Source organism: Citrobacter sp. Cf072, from assembly GCF_030334485.1.
Taxonomy (GTDB): domain Bacteria; phylum Pseudomonadota; class Gammaproteobacteria; order Enterobacterales; family Enterobacteriaceae; genus Citrobacter; species Citrobacter freundii.
The window spans coordinates 39,434-56,897 of the sequence record NZ_JAOWDX010000034.1; the positions used below are offsets into that span (position 1 = coordinate 39,434).

General features: G+C 52.8%; 16 protein-coding genes and 1 pseudogene. 2 read left to right on the forward strand and 15 right to left on the reverse strand.

Annotated features, from left to right (window positions below):
- Positions 1–71: 71 nt before the first annotated feature.
- The 14 genes and pseudogenes from OGX66_RS03065 to OGX66_RS03130 form a co-directional block, all read right to left on the reverse strand.
- Positions 72–434: a hypothetical protein gene (locus OGX66_RS03065; RefSeq protein ID WP_046671290.1), complete on the reverse strand. Its 363-nt coding sequence runs from the start codon at positions 432–434 to the stop codon at positions 72–74.
- 15 nt (positions 435–449) lie between these two features.
- Positions 450–1,355 carry a GntR family transcriptional regulator YhfZ gene (gene yhfZ, locus OGX66_RS03070; protein WP_003837923.1) on the reverse strand — a complete coding sequence of 302 codons (906 nt, stop codon included), beginning with the start codon at positions 1,353–1,355 and terminating at the stop codon, positions 450–452.
- Between the two features lie 165 nt (positions 1,356–1,520).
- Positions 1,521–2,525 (reverse strand): tryptophan--tRNA ligase, encoded by a 1,005-nt coding sequence (gene trpS, locus OGX66_RS03075; protein ID WP_003023564.1) that lies wholly within the window; start codon positions 2,523–2,525, stop codon positions 1,521–1,523.
- On the reverse strand, positions 2,518–3,276 hold the full coding sequence (gene gph, locus OGX66_RS03080; RefSeq protein WP_003837920.1) for a phosphoglycolate phosphatase: 759 nt from the start codon (positions 3,274–3,276) through the stop codon (positions 2,518–2,520). Before gph ends, trpS begins: the two co-directional genes overlap by 8 nt.
- A complete protein-coding gene (rpe, locus tag OGX66_RS03085; protein ID WP_003023561.1) occupies positions 3,269–3,946 on the reverse strand; it encodes a ribulose-phosphate 3-epimerase in 678 nt (225 codons plus the stop codon). The genes gph and rpe overlap by 8 nt, the downstream gene beginning before the upstream one ends.
- Before the next feature lie 17 nt (positions 3,947–3,963).
- Positions 3,964–4,800 carry an adenine-specific DNA-methyltransferase gene (gene dam, locus OGX66_RS03090; RefSeq protein WP_003023558.1) on the reverse strand — a complete coding sequence of 279 codons (837 nt, stop codon included), beginning with the start codon at positions 4,798–4,800 and terminating at the stop codon, positions 3,964–3,966.
- A gap of 117 nt (positions 4,801–4,917) precedes the next feature.
- A complete protein-coding gene (gene damX / locus OGX66_RS03095) occupies positions 4,918–6,219 on the reverse strand; it encodes a cell division protein DamX (protein ID WP_032937261.1) in 1,302 nt (433 codons plus the stop codon).
- A 96-nt stretch (positions 6,220–6,315) separates the two neighbouring features.
- Positions 6,316–7,404, reverse strand: a complete 1,089-nt coding sequence (gene aroB, locus OGX66_RS03100) for a 3-dehydroquinate synthase (protein ID WP_003837915.1) — start codon at positions 7,402–7,404, stop codon at positions 6,316–6,318.
- Between the two features lie 57 nt (positions 7,405–7,461).
- The gene (aroK, locus tag OGX66_RS03105) at positions 7,462–7,983 is read right to left on the reverse strand and encodes a shikimate kinase AroK (RefSeq protein WP_003023552.1); all 522 of its coding nucleotides are present in this window, start codon (positions 7,981–7,983) and stop codon (positions 7,462–7,464) included.
- Between the two features lie 404 nt (positions 7,984–8,387).
- Complete coding sequence (hofQ, locus tag OGX66_RS03110) at positions 8,388–9,635, reverse strand: DNA uptake porin HofQ (RefSeq protein ID WP_088903003.1); 1,248 nt, start codon at positions 9,633–9,635, stop codon at positions 8,388–8,390.
- A complete protein-coding gene (locus OGX66_RS03115) occupies positions 9,538–9,951 on the reverse strand; it encodes a HofP DNA utilization family protein (protein ID WP_032937259.1) in 414 nt (137 codons plus the stop codon). Before OGX66_RS03115 ends, hofQ begins: the two co-directional genes overlap by 98 nt.
- Positions 9,941–10,397: pseudogene (locus tag OGX66_RS03120) on the reverse strand (HofO family protein). The gene OGX66_RS03115 and the pseudogene OGX66_RS03120 overlap by 11 nt, the downstream one beginning before the upstream one ends.
- Positions 10,381–10,920 carry a PilN domain-containing protein gene (locus tag OGX66_RS03125; protein ID WP_032937257.1) on the reverse strand — a complete coding sequence of 180 codons (540 nt, stop codon included), beginning with the start codon at positions 10,918–10,920 and terminating at the stop codon, positions 10,381–10,383. The pseudogene OGX66_RS03120 and the gene OGX66_RS03125 overlap by 17 nt, the downstream one beginning before the upstream one ends.
- Positions 10,920–11,699, reverse strand: a complete 780-nt coding sequence (locus OGX66_RS03130) for a type IV pilus biogenesis protein PilM (RefSeq protein ID WP_088903001.1) — start codon at positions 11,697–11,699, stop codon at positions 10,920–10,922. Before OGX66_RS03130 ends, OGX66_RS03125 begins: the two co-directional genes overlap by 1 nt.
- 120 nt (positions 11,700–11,819) lie before the next feature.
- Between OGX66_RS03130 and mrcA the strand changes: the two genes are divergently transcribed.
- Positions 11,820–14,372 (forward strand): peptidoglycan glycosyltransferase/peptidoglycan DD-transpeptidase MrcA, encoded by a 2,553-nt coding sequence (mrcA, locus tag OGX66_RS03135; protein ID WP_003837905.1) that lies wholly within the window; start codon positions 11,820–11,822, stop codon positions 14,370–14,372.
- Between the two features lie 55 nt (positions 14,373–14,427).
- Here the strand turns inward: mrcA and nudE are convergent, their stop codons facing one another.
- Positions 14,428–14,988 (reverse strand): ADP compounds hydrolase NudE, encoded by a 561-nt coding sequence (gene nudE / locus OGX66_RS03140; protein WP_003837903.1) that lies wholly within the window; start codon positions 14,986–14,988, stop codon positions 14,428–14,430.
- A 322-nt stretch (positions 14,989–15,310) separates the two neighbouring features.
- On the opposite strand from nudE, the gene igaA reads away from it, so the two are divergent.
- Positions 15,311–17,446, forward strand: a complete 2,136-nt coding sequence (gene igaA / locus OGX66_RS03145; protein ID WP_270932815.1) for an intracellular growth attenuator protein IgaA — start codon at positions 15,311–15,313, stop codon at positions 17,444–17,446.
- The last annotated feature ends 18 nt before the right edge of the window (positions 17,447–17,464 follow it).

Genomic DNA, 17,464 nt, shown 5'->3' on the forward strand with positions numbered 1-17,464 from the left:
TTTCTAATCCTTCAGTTAAATATTCATTTTTTTGAATATTTAAGATGCAATAAGCTCATTCCCCATTGATTTCAGACGCCTTCGTTCGCCGCCATCCACAATCCATACAAGTTCGCCAGCATATAGCCTTCTTCATTCGCGTGCAGCGACACCGTAAACTCTTTCATCAGCGCCTGATGTACCAGCAAAATAGTTGGCCAGAGATGAGATTGCGCCAACTCCTCCAGCAACTCGCCATCCAGCGCTTCAATCACTTCGCCCTGGCGGCTGCGCATTAACGCACTCGCCATATGGGTCATCGCCATGGTTCCTTGCTCGCTGTGAATCGGCAAACGCCACTCTTCGTCCAACCGCCTGACCACTTGCAGCATGCCGCTACAAATATCCTTGTCGATAACGCCTGCTTCACACAGCAGGTTAAGCCTGTTTTCCATGTCGTTTGCCTTCACTTAATAACTGGGTTCCTGTTCACCGTTCGCCACACGTTGTTGGTGGGCAAGCAGCGCCTCTTTGTTAACAACGGCGCGCAGTAGCTGCTGCATCGCATAATCCTCTGCGCGGGTAAGTACCACGGCCTCCGTGGCCTGCAGAAATCGCGGGTCGTTGGTGAGCGGCGTGGCTTCTAACCCCAGTACCGCCAGCTCGGCCTCTGCAACCACGTTCCAGATAACCGCATCCACATCCCCTTTCGCGATGCGCTGCAAGCTTTCGTGATAAGGCATATCGATCAATTCAACGTTACGGTTGCCAAAACAGGCCTCGGTCATGATTTTCTGATCCGCCGAACGGTTATCGAGCCCGACACGTTTTACAACTGCAGATTCGCCCTTGCGACAAATTAGCTGATGCTCGCCAACGTAGGTATGCGGTCCCAGCGCCAACGTGATGCGCAGCCCGTCCTGAGCAAGGTAACTTTCCGCCGCCAGACGAGAAACCACCGCCATGTCGTAGACGCCGTTTAGCAGGCATTCCACGCGAATATCAGCCCCACGCATGTGTGCGTAATAAAACGGGATCCCATCGAACTGCGCTTTCAGCCCACTCGCCAGCCCTTCATATAAACGGGTGTAAGGCAGCGGCATCGCACAGACCACGTTATTAATATCCACATGCTTAAGCAGCGTACGGTTATCCATCTCCACCAGATAGCTACCGTTGCGCCCACGACGCTCAATACGGATTGCCCCAGAGGATTCCAGCGTTTTCAACGCAGCCTGGGTTAACCCTACCGATGAGTGACACTCGGCTGCCAGTTCATCAATAGTTTTCAATCTGTTACCGCACTTCTCACCGAGCAGGTAACGGGCTAGGGTTGTCAGCACAACCCCCTCTTTCTTGATAAATGTCCGACGCATTTTATATTTTCAGTAAATTGAATATTTATATCTTCATTAAAGTGAAGATATAACGCAATGAGGAAATATGCAAACGGCGAGGCGCTTCACATTTTTTGAGGTTCACAAACCAACAGGCGAAAAAAAACCGGGCCTAACCCGGTTTCTTCAACAACACAGAGCGCATTACGGCTTGGCGACAAAACCAATCGCTTCGTAAACGGCTTTCAGCGTAACAGACGCACGTGCGCTGGCTTTTTCCGCACCGTCTTTCATCACTTTCTGCAGGAAAGCTTCATCGTTACGGAAACGGTGATAACGCTCCTGAAGCTCGGTCAACATACCGGAAACGGCCTCTGCGACTTCACCTTTCAGATGACCATACATTTTGCCTTCGAAGTGCTGTTCCAGCTCCGGAATGCTCTGGCCGGTAACCGCAGAGAGGATATCCAGCAGGTTGGAAACGCCCGCTTTGTTCTGCACGTCGTAGCGTACAACAGGCGGCTCTTCAGAGTCGGTCATCGCGCGTTTGATTTTCTTAACCACAGATTTCGGATCTTCCAGCAGACCGATCACGTTGTTGCGGTTGTCATCCGACTTGGACATTTTCTTCGTCGGCTCCAGCAGCGACATCACGCGCGCACCGGATTTAGGAATGAACGGCTCAGGCACTTTGAAGATCTCGCCATACAGGGCGTTGAAGCGCTGGGCGATATCGCGGCTCAGTTCCAGATGCTGTTTCTGATCTTCGCCAACCGGTACCTGGTTGGTCTGATACAGCAGAATGTCTGCCGCCATCAGTACCGGATAATCAAACAGGCCGGCGTTGATGTTCTCCGCATAGCGTGCGGATTTATCTTTGAACTGGGTCATACGGCTCAACTCGCCGAAGTAGGTGTAGCAGTTCAGTGCCCAACCTAACTGTGCATGCTCCGGTACGTGAGACTGCACGAAAATTGTACTTTTTTCAGGATCGATACCGCATGCCAGGTACAGCGCCAGCGTATCGAGCGTTGCTTTACGCAGCTGCTGAGCATCCTGACGAACGGTGATGGCATGTTGGTCAACGATGCAGTAGATGCAATGGTAGTCATCCTGCATGCTCACCCACTGACGCAGCGCACCCATATAGTTGCCAATGGTCAATTCACCTGAGGGCTGTGCGCCACTAAAAACGATGGGCTTAGTCATTTTTTGATTCCTGATTTTCGCTATGCGGAAGCCCGAGAGCGGGCAGTAGTTCATTAATACGGTCGTAAATAACGTCGGGCTGGCTCAGCGCGATCGACTCACCGTAGTTGTAGCCATAGGTCAGGCCAACGGACGGACAGCCAGCAGCTTTTGCCGCCTGAATATCATTGCGTGAATCCCCTACGAAGAGCATTTGCTCAGGCTTGATGCCAAGCTTGCTTGCCACCAGCAGCAGCGGATCCGGATGCGGTTTTTTATTCTGCACGTCGTCACCACCGATGACCACGCTAAAGTATTTGGCGATATCTAATGCTTCGAGTAATGGTGCGACAAACGGGGTCGGTTTGTTGGTCACCAGACCCAGCGGCAATCCTTTCGCATGCAGCGCGCCCAGCGTGTCGGCAACATCAGGGAACAGGAATGTCCCTTCTTCTGCGACATCACCGTAGTATCTGTCGAACAGCTTACGCAAAATACGTACCTGTTCCTCAGCGGGAATATCATCATCAACGGGCGGTTTACCCATCGTTTTACGTAATGTCGCGCGCTCCTGACGAGACCACGCCAGCGCGCGCTCCATCAGTACGTCTGCACCGTTGCCAATCCAGGTGATAACGCGTTCTTCTCCGGCAACCGGCAATTCCAGCGCATACAGCGCCATATCCACCGCTGCGGCTAATCCCGGCGCGCTGTCGACCAGCGTACCGTCGAGGTCAAATGCAGCGCCCCGAATATCCTGAAACTTATCCATGACTTACCTTCGCCAGTTCATTGCGCATTTCATCAATGACTTTTTTGTAGTCTGGTTGGTCGAAAATCGCGGAGCCTGCGACAAACATATCTGCGCCTGCAGCAGCTATTTCGCCAATGTTGTTCACTTTGACACCGCCGTCCACTTCGAGGCGGATATCGTAGCCAGATTCATCAATGCGACGACGCACTTCGCGCAGCTTATCCAGCGTTTGTGGGATGAAGGACTGCCCGCCAAAGCCTGGGTTAACGGACATCAGCAGGATCACATCGAGCTTATCCATGACGTAGTCCAGATAGCTCAGCGGCGTTGCCGGGTTGAACACCAGGCCCGCTTTACAGCCATGTTCTTTGATCAGCTGTAAAGTGCGATCGACATGCTCGGAGGCTTCCGGGTGAAAAGTAATGATGCTGGCACCGGCGGCGGCGAAGTCCGGGACAATACGATCGACCGGTTTCACCATCAGGTGAACATCAATCGGGGCAGTGATGCCATATTTACGCAGCGATTTCAGTACCATCGGTCCGATGGTCAAGTTCGGTACGTAGTGATTGTCCATGACGTCGAAGTGCACAACGTCGGCACCGGCAGTCAGCGCTCTCGCAGTGTCCTCACCCAGGCGGGCAAAATCAGCCGACAGAATTGAGGGGGCGATCAAATACTGTTTCATCCGCTTCTCCTTGAGATTTATTTCTTCGCAGGCGTTACAACTCCTGGTTTATACAGTGCCAGCAGTTCGTTCACCTTTTTACGCGTGCCGCCATTGCTGCTTATGCTGCGCCGCACTTTGACCTGAAAATGTTTCGCCGCTCGGTACCATTCACGGGTATCGGGCGTATCGTGGTTCGAAATTAACACTGGGATCTGCTTACTGACCAGCTTTTCTGCCATCTCGGCCAAATGCGCCTGCTCTTTCGGGCTAAAGCTGTTGGTGTGATACGCAGTGAAATTTGCCGTCGCCGAAAGTGGTGCATAAGGCGGGTCACAATAGACCACAGAGTTGCTATCCGCACGGTCCATGCACTCTTCATAGGAGAGGCAATGGAACTCCGCATTCTGCGCTTTCTCAGCAAAATGGTACAACTCGGCTTCCGGGAAGTAAGGTTTTTTATAACGCCCAAACGGGACGTTAAACTCGCCGCGCAGGTTATAACGGCATAATCCGTTGTAACCAAAGCGGTTCAGATACAAGAACAGCACTGCTCTGCGGAACGGATCCTGGCTGGCATTAAATTCTTCTCTGAACCGATAGTACACCTCAGCCTGATTGGTTTCAGGCATAAACAGCTCACGAGAAGCCTGCACATACTCATCGGTACGCGTCTTCACGATGTTATAGAGACTGATAAGGTCGCTGTTGATATCGGCAAGAATATAACGAGAAAAGTCGGTGTTGAGAAACACCGACCCGGCACCCACGAAAGGTTCAATCAGGCACTCACCCTGAGGTAAATGCCGTTTGATATCATCAAGCAGGGGGTATTTCCCCCCTGCCCATTTCAAAAAAGCGCGATTTTTTTTCATGCTGACTAACTAATTACACCTTCTCCGGCTGTGGAGAAAGCTCCGACAGCATCCTGCGCTTTAGTCTTTGTCCCGCAATTGGGCGAAACAGCAAACCATTGCAGAACATATCCTATCTTACTTCAAATCGGCCTGAACCTGGTGCAGCGGTTTTGCCCACGGGTTTTTCGCCTGAATATCAGCGGGTAACGTAGACACTGCACGTTTCGCATCTTCTTTAGACGCATACACGCCTGTCACCAGAACATACCACGGTTGACCGTTACGCGTCGTCTGGTACACCACATAGTTCTTCAGGTTTTCTTTCTTCGCCCAACCGTTCAGATTGTCGTAGTTAGAAGAACTGCTGAGCTGCAGCGTGTAATGGCTGGACGGCGCAGATTTTAACGCTCCAACGTTACCTGCACTTTTCGCTCCGCCAGCAACAGGTGTTGTCGTTGTTGCTGTCGCCGTTGGCGCAGGCGTTGCGGTCTGTGCTGGCGCCGTCGTGGTTGCTTTCGGCTCAGCGGTCGCTTTCGGCGTAGCGGTTACCACAGGCGCTTTGGTTGTGGTAGTCGGCGCAGTTGCGGTTGGTTTTGCCTGGGCAACAGGTTTCGGCTCTGTCGGCGTCGCTTTCACCGTAGTTTGCGGTTTGCTCTTCGGCTCAATTACGGCCTGTTTACGTTCCTGATGCGTAGCCGCAGGACGTTCAGTCGTTTCCGTTTTCGCAGTCTGGCGCGCAGCATTACCATTACGCATCGGCGCAACGGTCGCAGGTTCGGTCGGCAGCGTAGAGTTAACCACAGCGTTGTTAACTTGCTCCTGGCCTTGCGGTTGTGTCAGAGCGTTGTTCAAATCGCCCTGCACTTCAACACGCTGCTGCCCTTCAGTTGCCGCAGGTGCCTGACCTTGAGTCGGGGTAGAGGAAATCGGTGGCAGGGAAACATCCTGCTGGGTATTGCCAGCAGTCTGCTCTGCGCCCGTTGCAGGTGTCGTTGCACTCGCCTGATCCGTTGCATTGCTGCCAGAGAGATCGATGCTCTTCTCACCAGATGCTGCCTGCTCATTGGAAGAAGATGAGGGGGCTTTCAGCGCAGAACCAATGCCGATAATCAGCAGCAGCAGTACCAGAACACCCACGCCCATCATCATATACTGGCGGGAGGCAGGCTTGCTGGCGACTTTCTTACGCTTGCGCGGACGACGTTCTACACGCTCTTCATCCACGGTATCGTCATCAGATTCATACTCTTCTTCAATGTTCTGCTCTTCATCACGCTCTTTGCGTGCGCGCGCAGGACGGCGATCGTCAGCATCCAGATCAACATCATCAAAATTGATTTGCGGCTCATTATCGCGTTCAGACGATTGACGAGAACGACCAGTACGACGATCGCTGGGATCGGGTTTCAGCTCGTCTTCTGGTTTGAATTCATCCATTTAACACCCCACTCAAAGGTTAATGCTTACGACTTTGCACATAACCTGAAGCTAAAAGACCTACGTTTCGCAACGTAAGCCTGACCTTTCTTGTTGTTACGCCTGCTGGCAATCAGCAATAGCGTTAAGAACCACCTCGTGCGACACTCCGCCGCGCACTTCACTCTTCCCTATCGCTCGCGGAAGCACCAAACGAATCTCTCCCGCTAACACTTTTTTATCTCGCAGCATGTGCGGCAGATAAGCCTCAGTGGACATTTCACGCGGCCCATTCACCGGTAAGCCTGCTCGCTGTAACAGCGTAATGATGCGCTGCGTATCAGCGGAGGTGAACTGACCCAAACGTTCAGACGTACGGGCAGCCATTACCATACCTGCTGCAACTGCTTCACCATGTAACCAATTGCCATAACCCATTTCAGCTTCGATCGCATGGCCAAACGTGTGCCCCAGATTCAGTAAAGCACGTAAGCCCATTTCACGCTCGTCTGCTGCGACAACTTCTGCTTTCAGCTCACAACAACGACGAATACAGTACGCCATCGCCGGACCGTCCAGACGCAACAACGCATCCAGATTGTCTTCCAGCCAGCTGAAAAATTCACCGTCAAGAATGATGCCGTATTTGATCACTTCCGCCAGCCCCGATGCCAGCTCACGCGCAGGAAGCGTTTTCAGACAATCGAGATCCACCACCACGGAGGCCGGTTGGTAAAACGCGCCAATCATGTTTTTACCGAGGGGATGGTTTACGGCGGTTTTGCCGCCAACGGAGGAGTCGACCTGCGACAACAGGGTTGTCGGGACTTGAATAAAACGAACACCACGTTGATAGCTGGCTGCCGCAAAACCGGTCAGATCGCCAATCACGCCGCCGCCAAGGGCAACTAACGTGGTATCACGACCGTGCGGTTTTTGCAGTAACGCGGTGAAAACCGTATCCAGAACCGTCAGGCTTTTATGCTGCTCGCCATCGGGAAGGATAACGCTATCAACGTTAACACCCGCCTGTTCAAGTACGCCGCGAACCTTATCGAGATAAAGGGGGGCCAGGGTTTCGTTGGTCACCAACATAACCTGATCGCCCGATTTCAGCGGTAAGAATGAAGCTGGCTCATTGAACAAACCAGCCGCGATGGTGATAGGGTAACTACGTTCCCCGAGAGTGACTGTGATCCTCTCCATTACGCGACATCCACCTTAGTTACTTGTACCCGCAGACGAGTGTGTATTCAGCCAGAATTAGTTGCTTTCCAACATATGAATAATCTGGTTTGCTACGACTTTTGCGCTCTGATCGTCGGTGCGAATGGTCACGTCAGCAATCTCTTCGTACAGAGGATTGCGTTCGTCAGCCAACGCTTCCAGAACTTCACGAGGCGGTGATTCTACCTGCAGCAACGGGCGTTTCTTGTCACGTTGAGTACGCGCAAGTTGTTTTTCAATTGTCGTTTCAAGATAGACCACGACGCCACGCGCGGAAAGACGGTTACGTGTTTCACGTGATTTTACAGAGCCACCGCCAGTTGCCAGCACAATACCCTGTTTTTCCGTCAACTCGTTGATGACTTTTTCTTCGCGATCACGGAAGCCGTCTTCACCTTCTACATCGAAGACCCAGCCCACATCAGCTCCGGTTCGTTTCTCAATCTCTTGATCAGAATCGTAAAATTCCATATTGAGTTGTTGAGCTAACTGGCGCCCAATAGTGCTTTTTCCGGCACCCATAGGCCCAACCAGAAAGATATTGCGTTTCTCTGCCATTTTTTCGGTACTACTAAGACTATTCGTTAATGGTAAACCCGCTTCGCAGACACCCAGCGCAGCAGGACATGAACTGAAACCTCATAAGATATTGCGAGAGTCAGACTGAAAATTATCTCAATACTCAAGCGGGTTTGGCAACTGAATAAATCACCAAACCTAACGCATTTCTGGTCGTGGCAGGCATGCTACCCTGCAAACATCAGACCTGGCGACGTATCGCGCAGCCAAATGACACCCAATAAGCCTATGGCACACCACCGGAAAGGCAAAGCGTATTCACTGCCGCATAAGTAAAGAAAAGTACCGACGCTCAAATCGGTACTCCTTGTATGCTAAATACACCCTCACGTCAAATCCCTGAAACGTGTTCAGTGCAAAAACAACGGCTTTTCATGCATAAGTTATTCCGTTGAAACCAGTCTGGGCGTTATAAAGACCACTAATTCGCGCCGTTCATCTTCTTTACCATCATGGCGAAAAAGAGAGCCAAGCCAGGGAATGTCGCCTAATAGCGGCACGCTGTCGGCTGCGGATTTATTCTTATGTGAAAAAATCCCGCCAAGCGCAATCGTCTCGCCGCTTCTTACCTCGACCTGCGTTTCAATCTCTTGCTTGTCGATAGCCAACACTTCGCCATCTGCCTGCTGTAGAACCTGTCCCGGAACATTCTGGCTGATATGCAGTTTCAGCCTGATTCTCCCTTTCTGCAACACCGTTGGCGTTACCTCCATCCCCAACACAGCTTCCTTAAACTCGACGGATGTCGCGCCGCTTTCACCGCTGGAGACCTGATAGGGGATTTCACTACCCTGCTTAATACTGGCAGGTTGCAGGTGAGATGCCAGTAATCGTGGACTGGCAATGATATCCAGTTGCTGTTTTTGCTCCAGCGCAGACAACTCCAGTTCCAGTAAACGACCGTTAATACGGCCAATGTTAAATCCCACACGGGATGTGGCGGTGGCTACAGAGAGATCGCTGGCAAGCGTTGTGACATTCCCAACCGCCCCCGGTTGTTGTGCGTCAGCCAGTGACCACTTCACCCCCAGCTCACGCAAACTTTTTTCATTAATGGTGACGATATGCGCCGCCAGTTCAACCTGGGCAACCGGCAAATCCATTTGCGCCACCCACGTTTCCAGGGTATCAAGAACAACACGATTGTCACGCAGCAGTAAGCGGTTGGTTCGTTTATCCACCGTCATGCTTCCTTTGGCACTGAGCAGCTTTTCTCCGGCTTTTACCAGCTCGGTGGCATCAGCATAGTGCAAAATGATGCTGCGATGTTCCAGCGGAAGACTAGCCTGAATCCGCGCCTGCTCGTTTTCCTGACGAGCCGCATTTTCACTCTGCCATTGAACAGAATGCACATGCAGAATATTGCCCTCCTGGCGTAATACCAGACCGGCGCTTTTCACCACCGTCTGCAATGCCTGCTTCCAGGGGACATCCGTCAAATGCAGCGACAGCACACCGCTGACATCCGGCGAAACCACCAGGTTTTTTTGTTCCTGTTCAGCCAGCGCCTGCAATACCTGCGTAACCGGCACATCATCGACTACCAGCGTCACGTTTTGCGGTTTCGTCGCCAGCGCGCTTGTTATCCCAACCGCCAGTGCCATTAGTATCAACGCTATCCATCGCTTCATTTACCGCTCCTTGTCGCTGCCACTGCCACCGCGGCGGTTCGCAGTTTTTTTCTGTGTCGAGAGTTATGTTCTGGGCCGTTATCTGCATAATCGTCCAACCGTTTTTCAGGACGTCATTTCGCTTAACCCGCAGCCATTTTTTCTGGCTATCCTGAACGATGCCGATGGGTCGTGTGCCCTGACTCACCATGCCCTGAAAACGCCATGTCGACAGCTCAGCAATTTGACAACGGTCCTCCGGCGGCAGGAAGGGATTACGCATACCGGTAAGCATCAGTACGCTTACGCATATCAACAGCCAGCGCTCAACCATCATTCAGGCGCTCCAGCTTTAGCGTTAGCAGCAGCTCCGTACCTTCTGCGCTAAGCGAAAATCGGCTGACGTTCATCCCCTGAGCCGCCAACTGGACAAATGTCAGCGGGATAGCATCCCAGGCCGATATCAGCGCCATCTCTCCCCCCTGAGCTGAGGGTTGCCAGTGGATAAGACGGGTAAGTGAATTCTGAAACAGCAGCGGGGAGAACAGGGTCAGTTTCTCTTCAGACTCTGCTGGTGATGCCGCCAGCAGATATACATCTCGCCATTGCATCTGAATAGCCGCACGTTGCTGGACCAGCGACTCGCGTTGCATAGTCCGCTCCCGCGCTACGGGGTAAAGACATAGCGTCACCAGTATGAGTACCCCCCAACATCCAGCCGCACCAGCATATGAGTCGAAAGCGTGGCGACTGCGCTAACCAGACATCACAGAGCGTTATCATGCGCACCGCTCCGTGTCAGTCGAAAGTGGAATTGCCAGCGTCCCTGTGCATCCTGCTGCGTTTCTCCAGGGCTGTTCAACATAAACAACGGCAACTGGCGTAATTGCGCTTCCAATGCCTTCAATGCGGCAAAGTTCAGTGTGTTTCCCGTCAGTTCCAGCGTGTCCTCCTGCCAGGTCATTTTTGTTAACCACGCCTGCTCCGGCAGTAATTCCGCCAGCCCTTGCAAAGCCCGCTGCCAGCTTCGGGTCTGCTCACGCTGTTTGTTCCGCGCCTGAACCTGCTGCCATCGTTGCTGGCGCAGTTGCATACGCGGCTTCAGCGCCATGAGGGCCTCGGCCCGCGTCTTTTCGGCGTCTGCCAGCAACAATTCAGCCCGATTTTCTACACTCAAAGCGCTGTAATAGCGCAACAACACGCCAATACTAAGCAAGAGTGAAGCGCTAAATAAGATGCCCCAGAAGCGCAGGCAAGCGTAACGCCGAGCCTGACGCCAGGGCAGAAGATTAATGGTCGCAATCATCAGTACACGCCCCCCATAGCGAGTCCCAGCGCAATGGCGAAGTGATGGCTTTGCGTTGGAATGGGCGGCTGGCGTACAGACACGGCGCTTAAAGGATCGAAGCCGCCGGGGGAGCATTTCGCAATGGCTGTCGTGGGCAGAGATAATGTCGTGGCAAGTTCTTCGATACGGCCAATATCGCCCGTTGATTTACGTCCCCATGCTGAACGGGTCGCCCATAACCACTGGGCATCATCACGCCATACCAGACACCGGTGATGCTCCGGCAGGAAGGGAATAAATCGCTGTAACGCGCTGGCGTCCGGGGTAATCGCCGTAACCTGCACCTTCAGGGTTTGGATAAGCGTCAGAAGCGCTGAAATCTCTTTGCTTTGCGCAGCAGTGACGTTAAACGCCGGGCTCAACGTGTCTTCGCTATAATCAAAATGCAGCGCATCCGGCGCCATATCCAGTTCACGCGCCATCGAACCGGACAACCATGCGGTTTGCTCTGGCTCGCGTAACGTCATTGTCGGACGAGGAAACTTTTTTTGTAACGTCCTTTTGGCGGGAAAAGAGAGATGAATATGGTGTCGGCGAGGGAGCTCCCGGCTCCACAACAGTAGCGCGGCGACCAGCTGTTCAGGCTCGCGAATGTGGCCATCGACGATAACCTGAGGCGTCAGCGGTATACGCCACCAGCGTTGCAGATACCAACCTGATGCTTCGCGAACGATAGCGACAGCCAGCACTTCATGTTGCTGAATATGCAGACCAATTTTCCAGATATTGAAAGCCATTGCTGATGATCTCCTTATCACCCGTCGCTTTAACGGGTATATCAATGCGTCTGGCTTGCCTTTATACTACCGCGCGTTTGTTTATAAACTGCCCAAATGCCACTAAATGGGAAATCTCCAGTGAAGTTCGTAAAGTATTTATTAATCCTTGCAGTATGTTGCATCCTGCTGGGAGCAGGCTCGATTTATGGCCTTTATCGCTATATCGAGCCGCAATTACCTGACGTCGCGACGCTCAAAGATGTGCGTTTACAGATCCCGATGCAGGTTTACAGCGCTGACGGCGAGCTAATCGCGCAGTATGGCGAGAAACGTCGAATCCCGGTCACGCTGGATCAGATGCCGCCGGTAATGGTTAAAGCCTTTATCGCCACAGAAGACAGCCGCTTTTATGAGCACCACGGGGTAGACCCGGTGGGGATTTTCCGTGCGGCCAGCGTAGCATTGTTCTCTGGTCACGCGTCGCAAGGGGCGAGTACCATTACCCAGCAGTTGGCGAGAAACTTCTTCCTGAGCCCGGAACGTACGCTGATGCGTAAGATCAAAGAAGTGTTCCTGGCGATCCGCATTGAACAACTGCTGAGTAAAGATGAGATCCTCGAGCTGTATCTGAACAAGATTTACCTGGGGTATCGCGCCTATGGCGTGGGTGCTGCCGCGCAGGTCTATTTCGGTAAAACGGTGGATCAACTCAGCTTAAGTGAAATTGCGGTGATTGCCGGTCTGCCAAAAGCGCCGTCAACCTTCAACCCTCTCTATTCGATGGACCGGGCAACCGCGCGACGTAACGTTGTACTGTCGCGTATGTTGAGCGAAAACTACATCACGCAGGCCCAGTACGATCAGGCGCGCGGCGAAGCCATTGACGCCAACTACCACGCGCCGGAAATCGCTTTCTCTGCACCATATCTGTCTGAAATGGTGCGCCAGGAGATGTATAACCGTTATGGTGAGAAAGCCTATGAAGACGGGTATCGCATCACCACCACCATTACACGCAAAGTACAGCAGGCAGCTCAGCAGGCAGTACGCAACAACGTGATGGATTACGACATGCGCCACGGCTACCGCGGCCCGTCGAACGTGCTGTGGAAAGTGGGCGAAAGCAGTTGGGACAGCAAAAAAATCACCGATACGCTGAAAGCGCTGCCGACTTATGGACCGCTGTTACCGGCGGTTGTTACCAGTGCCAATCCGCAGGAAGCCATTGCCGCGCTGGCGGATGGTACGTCAGTGTCATTACGCATGGATGGCATGCGCTGGGCGCGTCCTTACCGCTCGGATACTCAACAAGGCCCAACGCCGCGCAAAGTGACCGACGTGGTACAGGCCGGCCAGCAAATCTGGGTACGCCAGGTGGGCGATGCCTGGTGGCTGGCGCAAGTGCCAGACGTCAACTCCGCACTGGTCTCCATCAATCCGCAAAACGGCGCGGTGCTGGCACTGGTTGGTGGTTTTGACTTCAACCAGAGCAAGTTTAACCGTGCAACGCAGGCGTTACGCCAGGTGGGTTCTAACATCAAGCCATTCCTGTATACCGCCGCGATGGATAAAGGTCTGACGCTGGCGAGCATGCTCAACGACGTGCCAATCTCCCGCTGGGATGCCGGTGCTGGTTCCGACTGGCAGCCGAAGAACTCCCCGCCGCAGTACGCCGGTCCTATCCGCTTACGTCAGGGGCTGGGTCAGTCGAAAAACGTGGTGATGGTACGCGCCATGCGCGCCATGGGCGTGGATTACGCGGCAGAGTATCTGCAACGTTTCGGTTTCCCGGCACAGAACATTGTGCATACCGAGTCACTGGCGCTGGGTTCGGCTTCGTTCACACCGTTGCAGGTGGCGCGCGGTTACGCAGTGATGTCTAACGGCGGCTTCCTGGTCGATCCATATTTCATCAGTAAGATCGAAAGCGATATGGGCGGCGTTATCTTCGAAGCGAAGCCGAAAATTGCCTGCCCGGAATGCGATATTCCGGTGATTTACGGCGATACCCAGAAATCTAACGTGCTGGAAAACAGTAACGTAGAAGATGTCGCTGTCTCGCAGGAACAGCAGAATGCCGCCGTGCCTATGCCACAGCTTGAGCAGGCTAACCAGGCACTGGTCGCGCAAAGCGGCACACAGGAATACGCTCCGCACGTGATCAACACACCGCTGGCCTTCCTGATTAAAAGCGCGCTGAACACCAATATATTTGGTGAACCAGGCTGGATGGGAACCGGTTGGCGCGCAGGTCGCGATTTACAGCGTCATGATATCGGCGGGAAAACCGGAACCACCAACAGCTCTAAAGATGCGTGGTTCTCCGGTTACGGACCAGGCGTGGTGACGTCAGTATGGATCGGCTTTGATGATCATCGCCGCAACCTTGGTCATACGACAGCTTCCGGCGCGATCAAAGACCAAATCTCCGGCTACGAAGGCGGTGCGAAGAGTGCGCAGCCAGCATGGGATGCCTACATGAAGTCCGTGCTGGAAGGCGTGCCTGAACAGCCGTTGACGCCGCCACCGGGTATCGTGACGGTCAATATCGATCGCAGCACAGGACAACTGGCAAGCGGTGGCAATAGCCGCGCAGAGTACTTCATTGAAGGCACTCAGCCGACGCAACAGGCGGTGCATGAAGTGGGGACGACCATTATCGATAATGGTGAGACGCACGAACTGTTCTGATCAAAAAAGGCGCTTAGGCGCCTTTTTTGTTGTTCGTGTATTAGCTGCAGAGAAATTAAAGCCGCCCCTGCCCTTTCAGCCATTCGCGTACGAGGAACAACGCACTGACATTACGCGCTTCGTGAAAATCAGGATCTTCCAGCAGGTCCATCAAATGCGCCAGCGGCCAGCGCACCTGCGGTAATGGCTCAGGTTCATCACCCTCCAGCGATTCAGGATATAAATCTTCTGCCACCACGATGTTCATCTTGCTGGAGAAATAAGATGGTGCCATGCTGAGTTTCTTTAAAAACGTCAGATCTTTTGCGCCAAACCCCACCTCTTCTTTCAGCTCCCGATTCGCCGCCTCAAAAACGCTTTCGCCAGGATCGATTAATCCCTTGGAAAAACCCAGTTCGTAAGATTCGGTCCCGACTGCGTACTCGCGGATGAGGATCATGTGGTCGTCAACAATCGGCACAATCATTACCGCTTCACGCGTGGATGGACGCATACGTTCATAAACGCGGCGTACGCCATTGCTGAACTCAAGGTCCACGCTTTCGACTTTAAACAGCCGGGATTGGGCGACGGTTTCCACTTTCAAAATCGTGGGTTTCTGTAATGATTTGCTCATTGTGAGGATCTTTGCTGTGAAATCTGGGGTTATTGTGCGATATACCGCACGGTTTCGGCAATGTGAATTGCCGTTTATTTACATTTATGTAACGTACTAAAAGTTAATCCCTATTTCAAATTAAAAGTCAATAGGTTGAAATAACTCCAGGAATTTGCTGATATTCCATTTTTAGTGATTTTGCTATGATTCGCTTTTACTGGGCTGTACTTAAAGATGCTCAAGTTCGACTCCACACTTGCCGATAGCCAACCACAGAATCACGAATATTGAACAGGGTGCGACTGACCACGCCTGACAGACTAAGTAAGATGGGGAAAGCATGAGCACCATTCTGATTTTTTTAGCTGCTTTGCTGGCCTGCTCATTGCTTGCAGGATGGCTACTCAAATCAAAATCCAGGCAGAAAAATTTACCCTTGAGCAGCGTCTTCTCAGACGCCTCGAAACGTAAACTCGCGCCTGAAGAACGCAGTGCCGTCGAAAACTATCTCGAAAGCCTTAGTCAAATTCAGCAAGTACCTGGTCCAACTGGAGCCAGTTCTGCGCCAGTCTCATTAACGTTGAATGCCCAAAGTAATAGCGTCATCGTGCTTACTCGTTCGATTACACGTTACGGCATCACCACCGACGATCCTAACAAATGGCGCTACTATCTTGATTCCGTTGAGGTGCACCTTCCCCCTTTCTGGGAACAATACATCAATGACGAAAACAGCGTTGAGATAATCCATACCGATACAATACCGCTGGTTATCTCGTTGAACGGCCATACGCTGCAGGAATATATGCAGGAAGCGCGTGGCTATGCGTTGCAGCACACCGCTTCTACCCAGGCATCCATTCGTGGTGAAGAAAGTGAGCAGATTGAACTGCTGAATATTCGCCAGGAAACCCATGAAGAATATGCGCTCAGCCGCCCTTCGGGATTGCGCGAGGCGTTGCTGATAACCGCATCATTCCTGCTGTTCTTTTTCTGTTTGGTTATCCCGAATACGTTTGTTCCATGGGCAGTCGGTGGCGCGGTGTTGCTGTTAGCTGCGGGTCTGTGGGGATTATTCGCCCCGCCGTCCAAAACCGCCCTGCGGGAAATTCATTGTCTGCGCGGTACGCCGCGTCGCTGGGGGTTGTTTGGCGAAAACGACCAGGAGCAAATTAATAATATCTCGCTGGGTATTATTGATCTGATCTACCCACCTCACTGGCAACCTTACATCGCCCAAGACCTTGGCCAGCAAACGGATATCGATATTTATCTCGATCGCCACGTTGTCCGCCAGGGGCGTTTTTTATCTCTGCACGATGAAGTCAAAAATTTCCCGTTGCAACATTGGCTGCGCAACGCCGTCATCGCTGGCGGCTCGTTGCTGGTACTGCTGATGCTGCTGTTTTGGATCCCGCTGGATATGCCGATAAAGGTCACGCTTTCCTGGATGAAGGGCGCGCAAACTATCGAAGCCACCAGCGTTAAACAGCTCGAAAACGCGGGCGTTCGCGTGGGTGACACGCTGCACCTGAGCGGTACGGGTATGTGTAATATTCATACCCAAGGGAGCTGGAATGCACAGCCCACCACGCCGTTTATGCCTTTCGATTGCTCGCAAATTATCTGGAATGACGCACGCGCATTACCACTGCCCGAATCCGATTTGGTGAATAAGGCCACTGCGCTCACGCAGACCGTGAACCGCCAGCTGCATCCCAAACCTGACGATGACTCTCGCGTCAGCGCATCGCTACGATCGGCAATCCAAAAGTCCGGCATGGTGTTACTGGACGATTTTGGTGAGATTGTCCTGAAAACGGCCGATCTGTGTGCAGCCAAAGATGAATGCGTACGCTTAAAGAATGCGCTGGTTAACCTCGGTAACAGCAAAGACTGGGCCGCGCTGGTAAAGCGAGCGAACGCAGGCAAACTGGATGGGGTGAACGTGCTGCTGCGTCCGGTAAGCGCTGAGTCGTTAGATAATCTGGTGAATACCTCTACGGCACCATTTATTTCACGCGAGACTGCGCGAGCGGCCCAGGCGCTGAATAGCCCTGCTCCCGGCGGTTTCCTGATTATCAGCGATGAAGGCAGCGATCTGGTCGATCAGCCGTGGCCGACGACCTCGCTATATGACTATCCTCCCCAGGAACAGTGGAACGCCTTCCAGCGCCTGGCGCAGATGCTGATGCAGACACCATTTCGCGCAGAGGGGATCGTCACCAATATTTCGACTGACGCCAATGGCACCCAGCACATTGGCCTGCACCGTATCCCGGATCGTTCAGGGTTATGGCGCTACCTTGGCACGACGCTGCTGATGTTCTCCATGCTCGGATGCGCTGTCTACAACAGCGTGCAGGCATTCAGACGCTACCAGCGTCACCGCACCCGCATCGCGGAAATTCAGAGCTACTACGAAAGTTGCCTGAATCCAACGCTGATTGACGACCCGGAAAGCCTGATTCGATAACACGCTCGCACGACAGGA

Excerpts from the sequence above, each read along its gene's own strand:
- aroB (WP_003837915.1), bottom strand. The coding sequence starts at position 7,404 with ATGGAGAGGATCACAGTCACTCTCGGGGAACGTAGTTACCCTATCACC.
- igaA (WP_270932815.1), top strand. The coding sequence starts at position 15,311 with ATGAGCACCATTCTGATTTTTTTAGCTGCTTTGCTGGCCTGCTCATTG.
- OGX66_RS03065 (WP_046671290.1), bottom strand. The coding sequence starts at position 434 with ATGGAAAACAGGCTTAACCTGCTGTGTGAAGCAGGCGTTATCGACAAG.
- damX (WP_032937261.1), bottom strand. The coding sequence starts at position 6,219 with ATGGATGAATTCAAACCAGAAGACGAGCTGAAACCCGATCCCAGCGAT.
- OGX66_RS03130 (WP_088903001.1), bottom strand. The coding sequence starts at position 11,699 with ATGGCTTTCAATATCTGGAAAATTGGTCTGCATATTCAGCAACATGAA.
- nudE (WP_003837903.1), bottom strand. The coding sequence starts at position 14,988 with ATGAGCAAATCATTACAGAAACCCACGATTTTGAAAGTGGAAACCGTC.
- rpe (WP_003023561.1), bottom strand. The coding sequence starts at position 3,946 with ATGAAACAGTATTTGATCGCCCCCTCAATTCTGTCGGCTGATTTTGCC.
- gph (WP_003837920.1), bottom strand. The coding sequence starts at position 3,276 with ATGGATAAGTTTCAGGATATTCGGGGCGCTGCATTTGACCTCGACGGT.
- OGX66_RS03125 (WP_032937257.1), bottom strand. The coding sequence starts at position 10,920 with ATGATTGCGACCATTAATCTTCTGCCCTGGCGTCAGGCTCGGCGTTAC.
- hofQ (WP_088903003.1), bottom strand. The coding sequence starts at position 9,635 with ATGAAGCGATGGATAGCGTTGATACTAATGGCACTGGCGGTTGGGATA.
- dam (WP_003023558.1), bottom strand. The coding sequence starts at position 4,800 with ATGAAAAAAAATCGCGCTTTTTTGAAATGGGCAGGGGGGAAATACCCC.
- OGX66_RS03115 (WP_032937259.1), bottom strand. The coding sequence starts at position 9,951 with ATGATGGTTGAGCGCTGGCTGTTGATATGCGTAAGCGTACTGATGCTT.
- aroK (WP_003023552.1), bottom strand. The coding sequence starts at position 7,983 with ATGGCAGAGAAACGCAATATCTTTCTGGTTGGGCCTATGGGTGCCGGA.
- trpS (WP_003023564.1), bottom strand. The coding sequence starts at position 2,525 with ATGACTAAGCCCATCGTTTTTAGTGGCGCACAGCCCTCAGGTGAATTG.
- yhfZ (WP_003837923.1), bottom strand. The coding sequence starts at position 1,355 with ATGCGTCGGACATTTATCAAGAAAGAGGGGGTTGTGCTGACAACCCTA.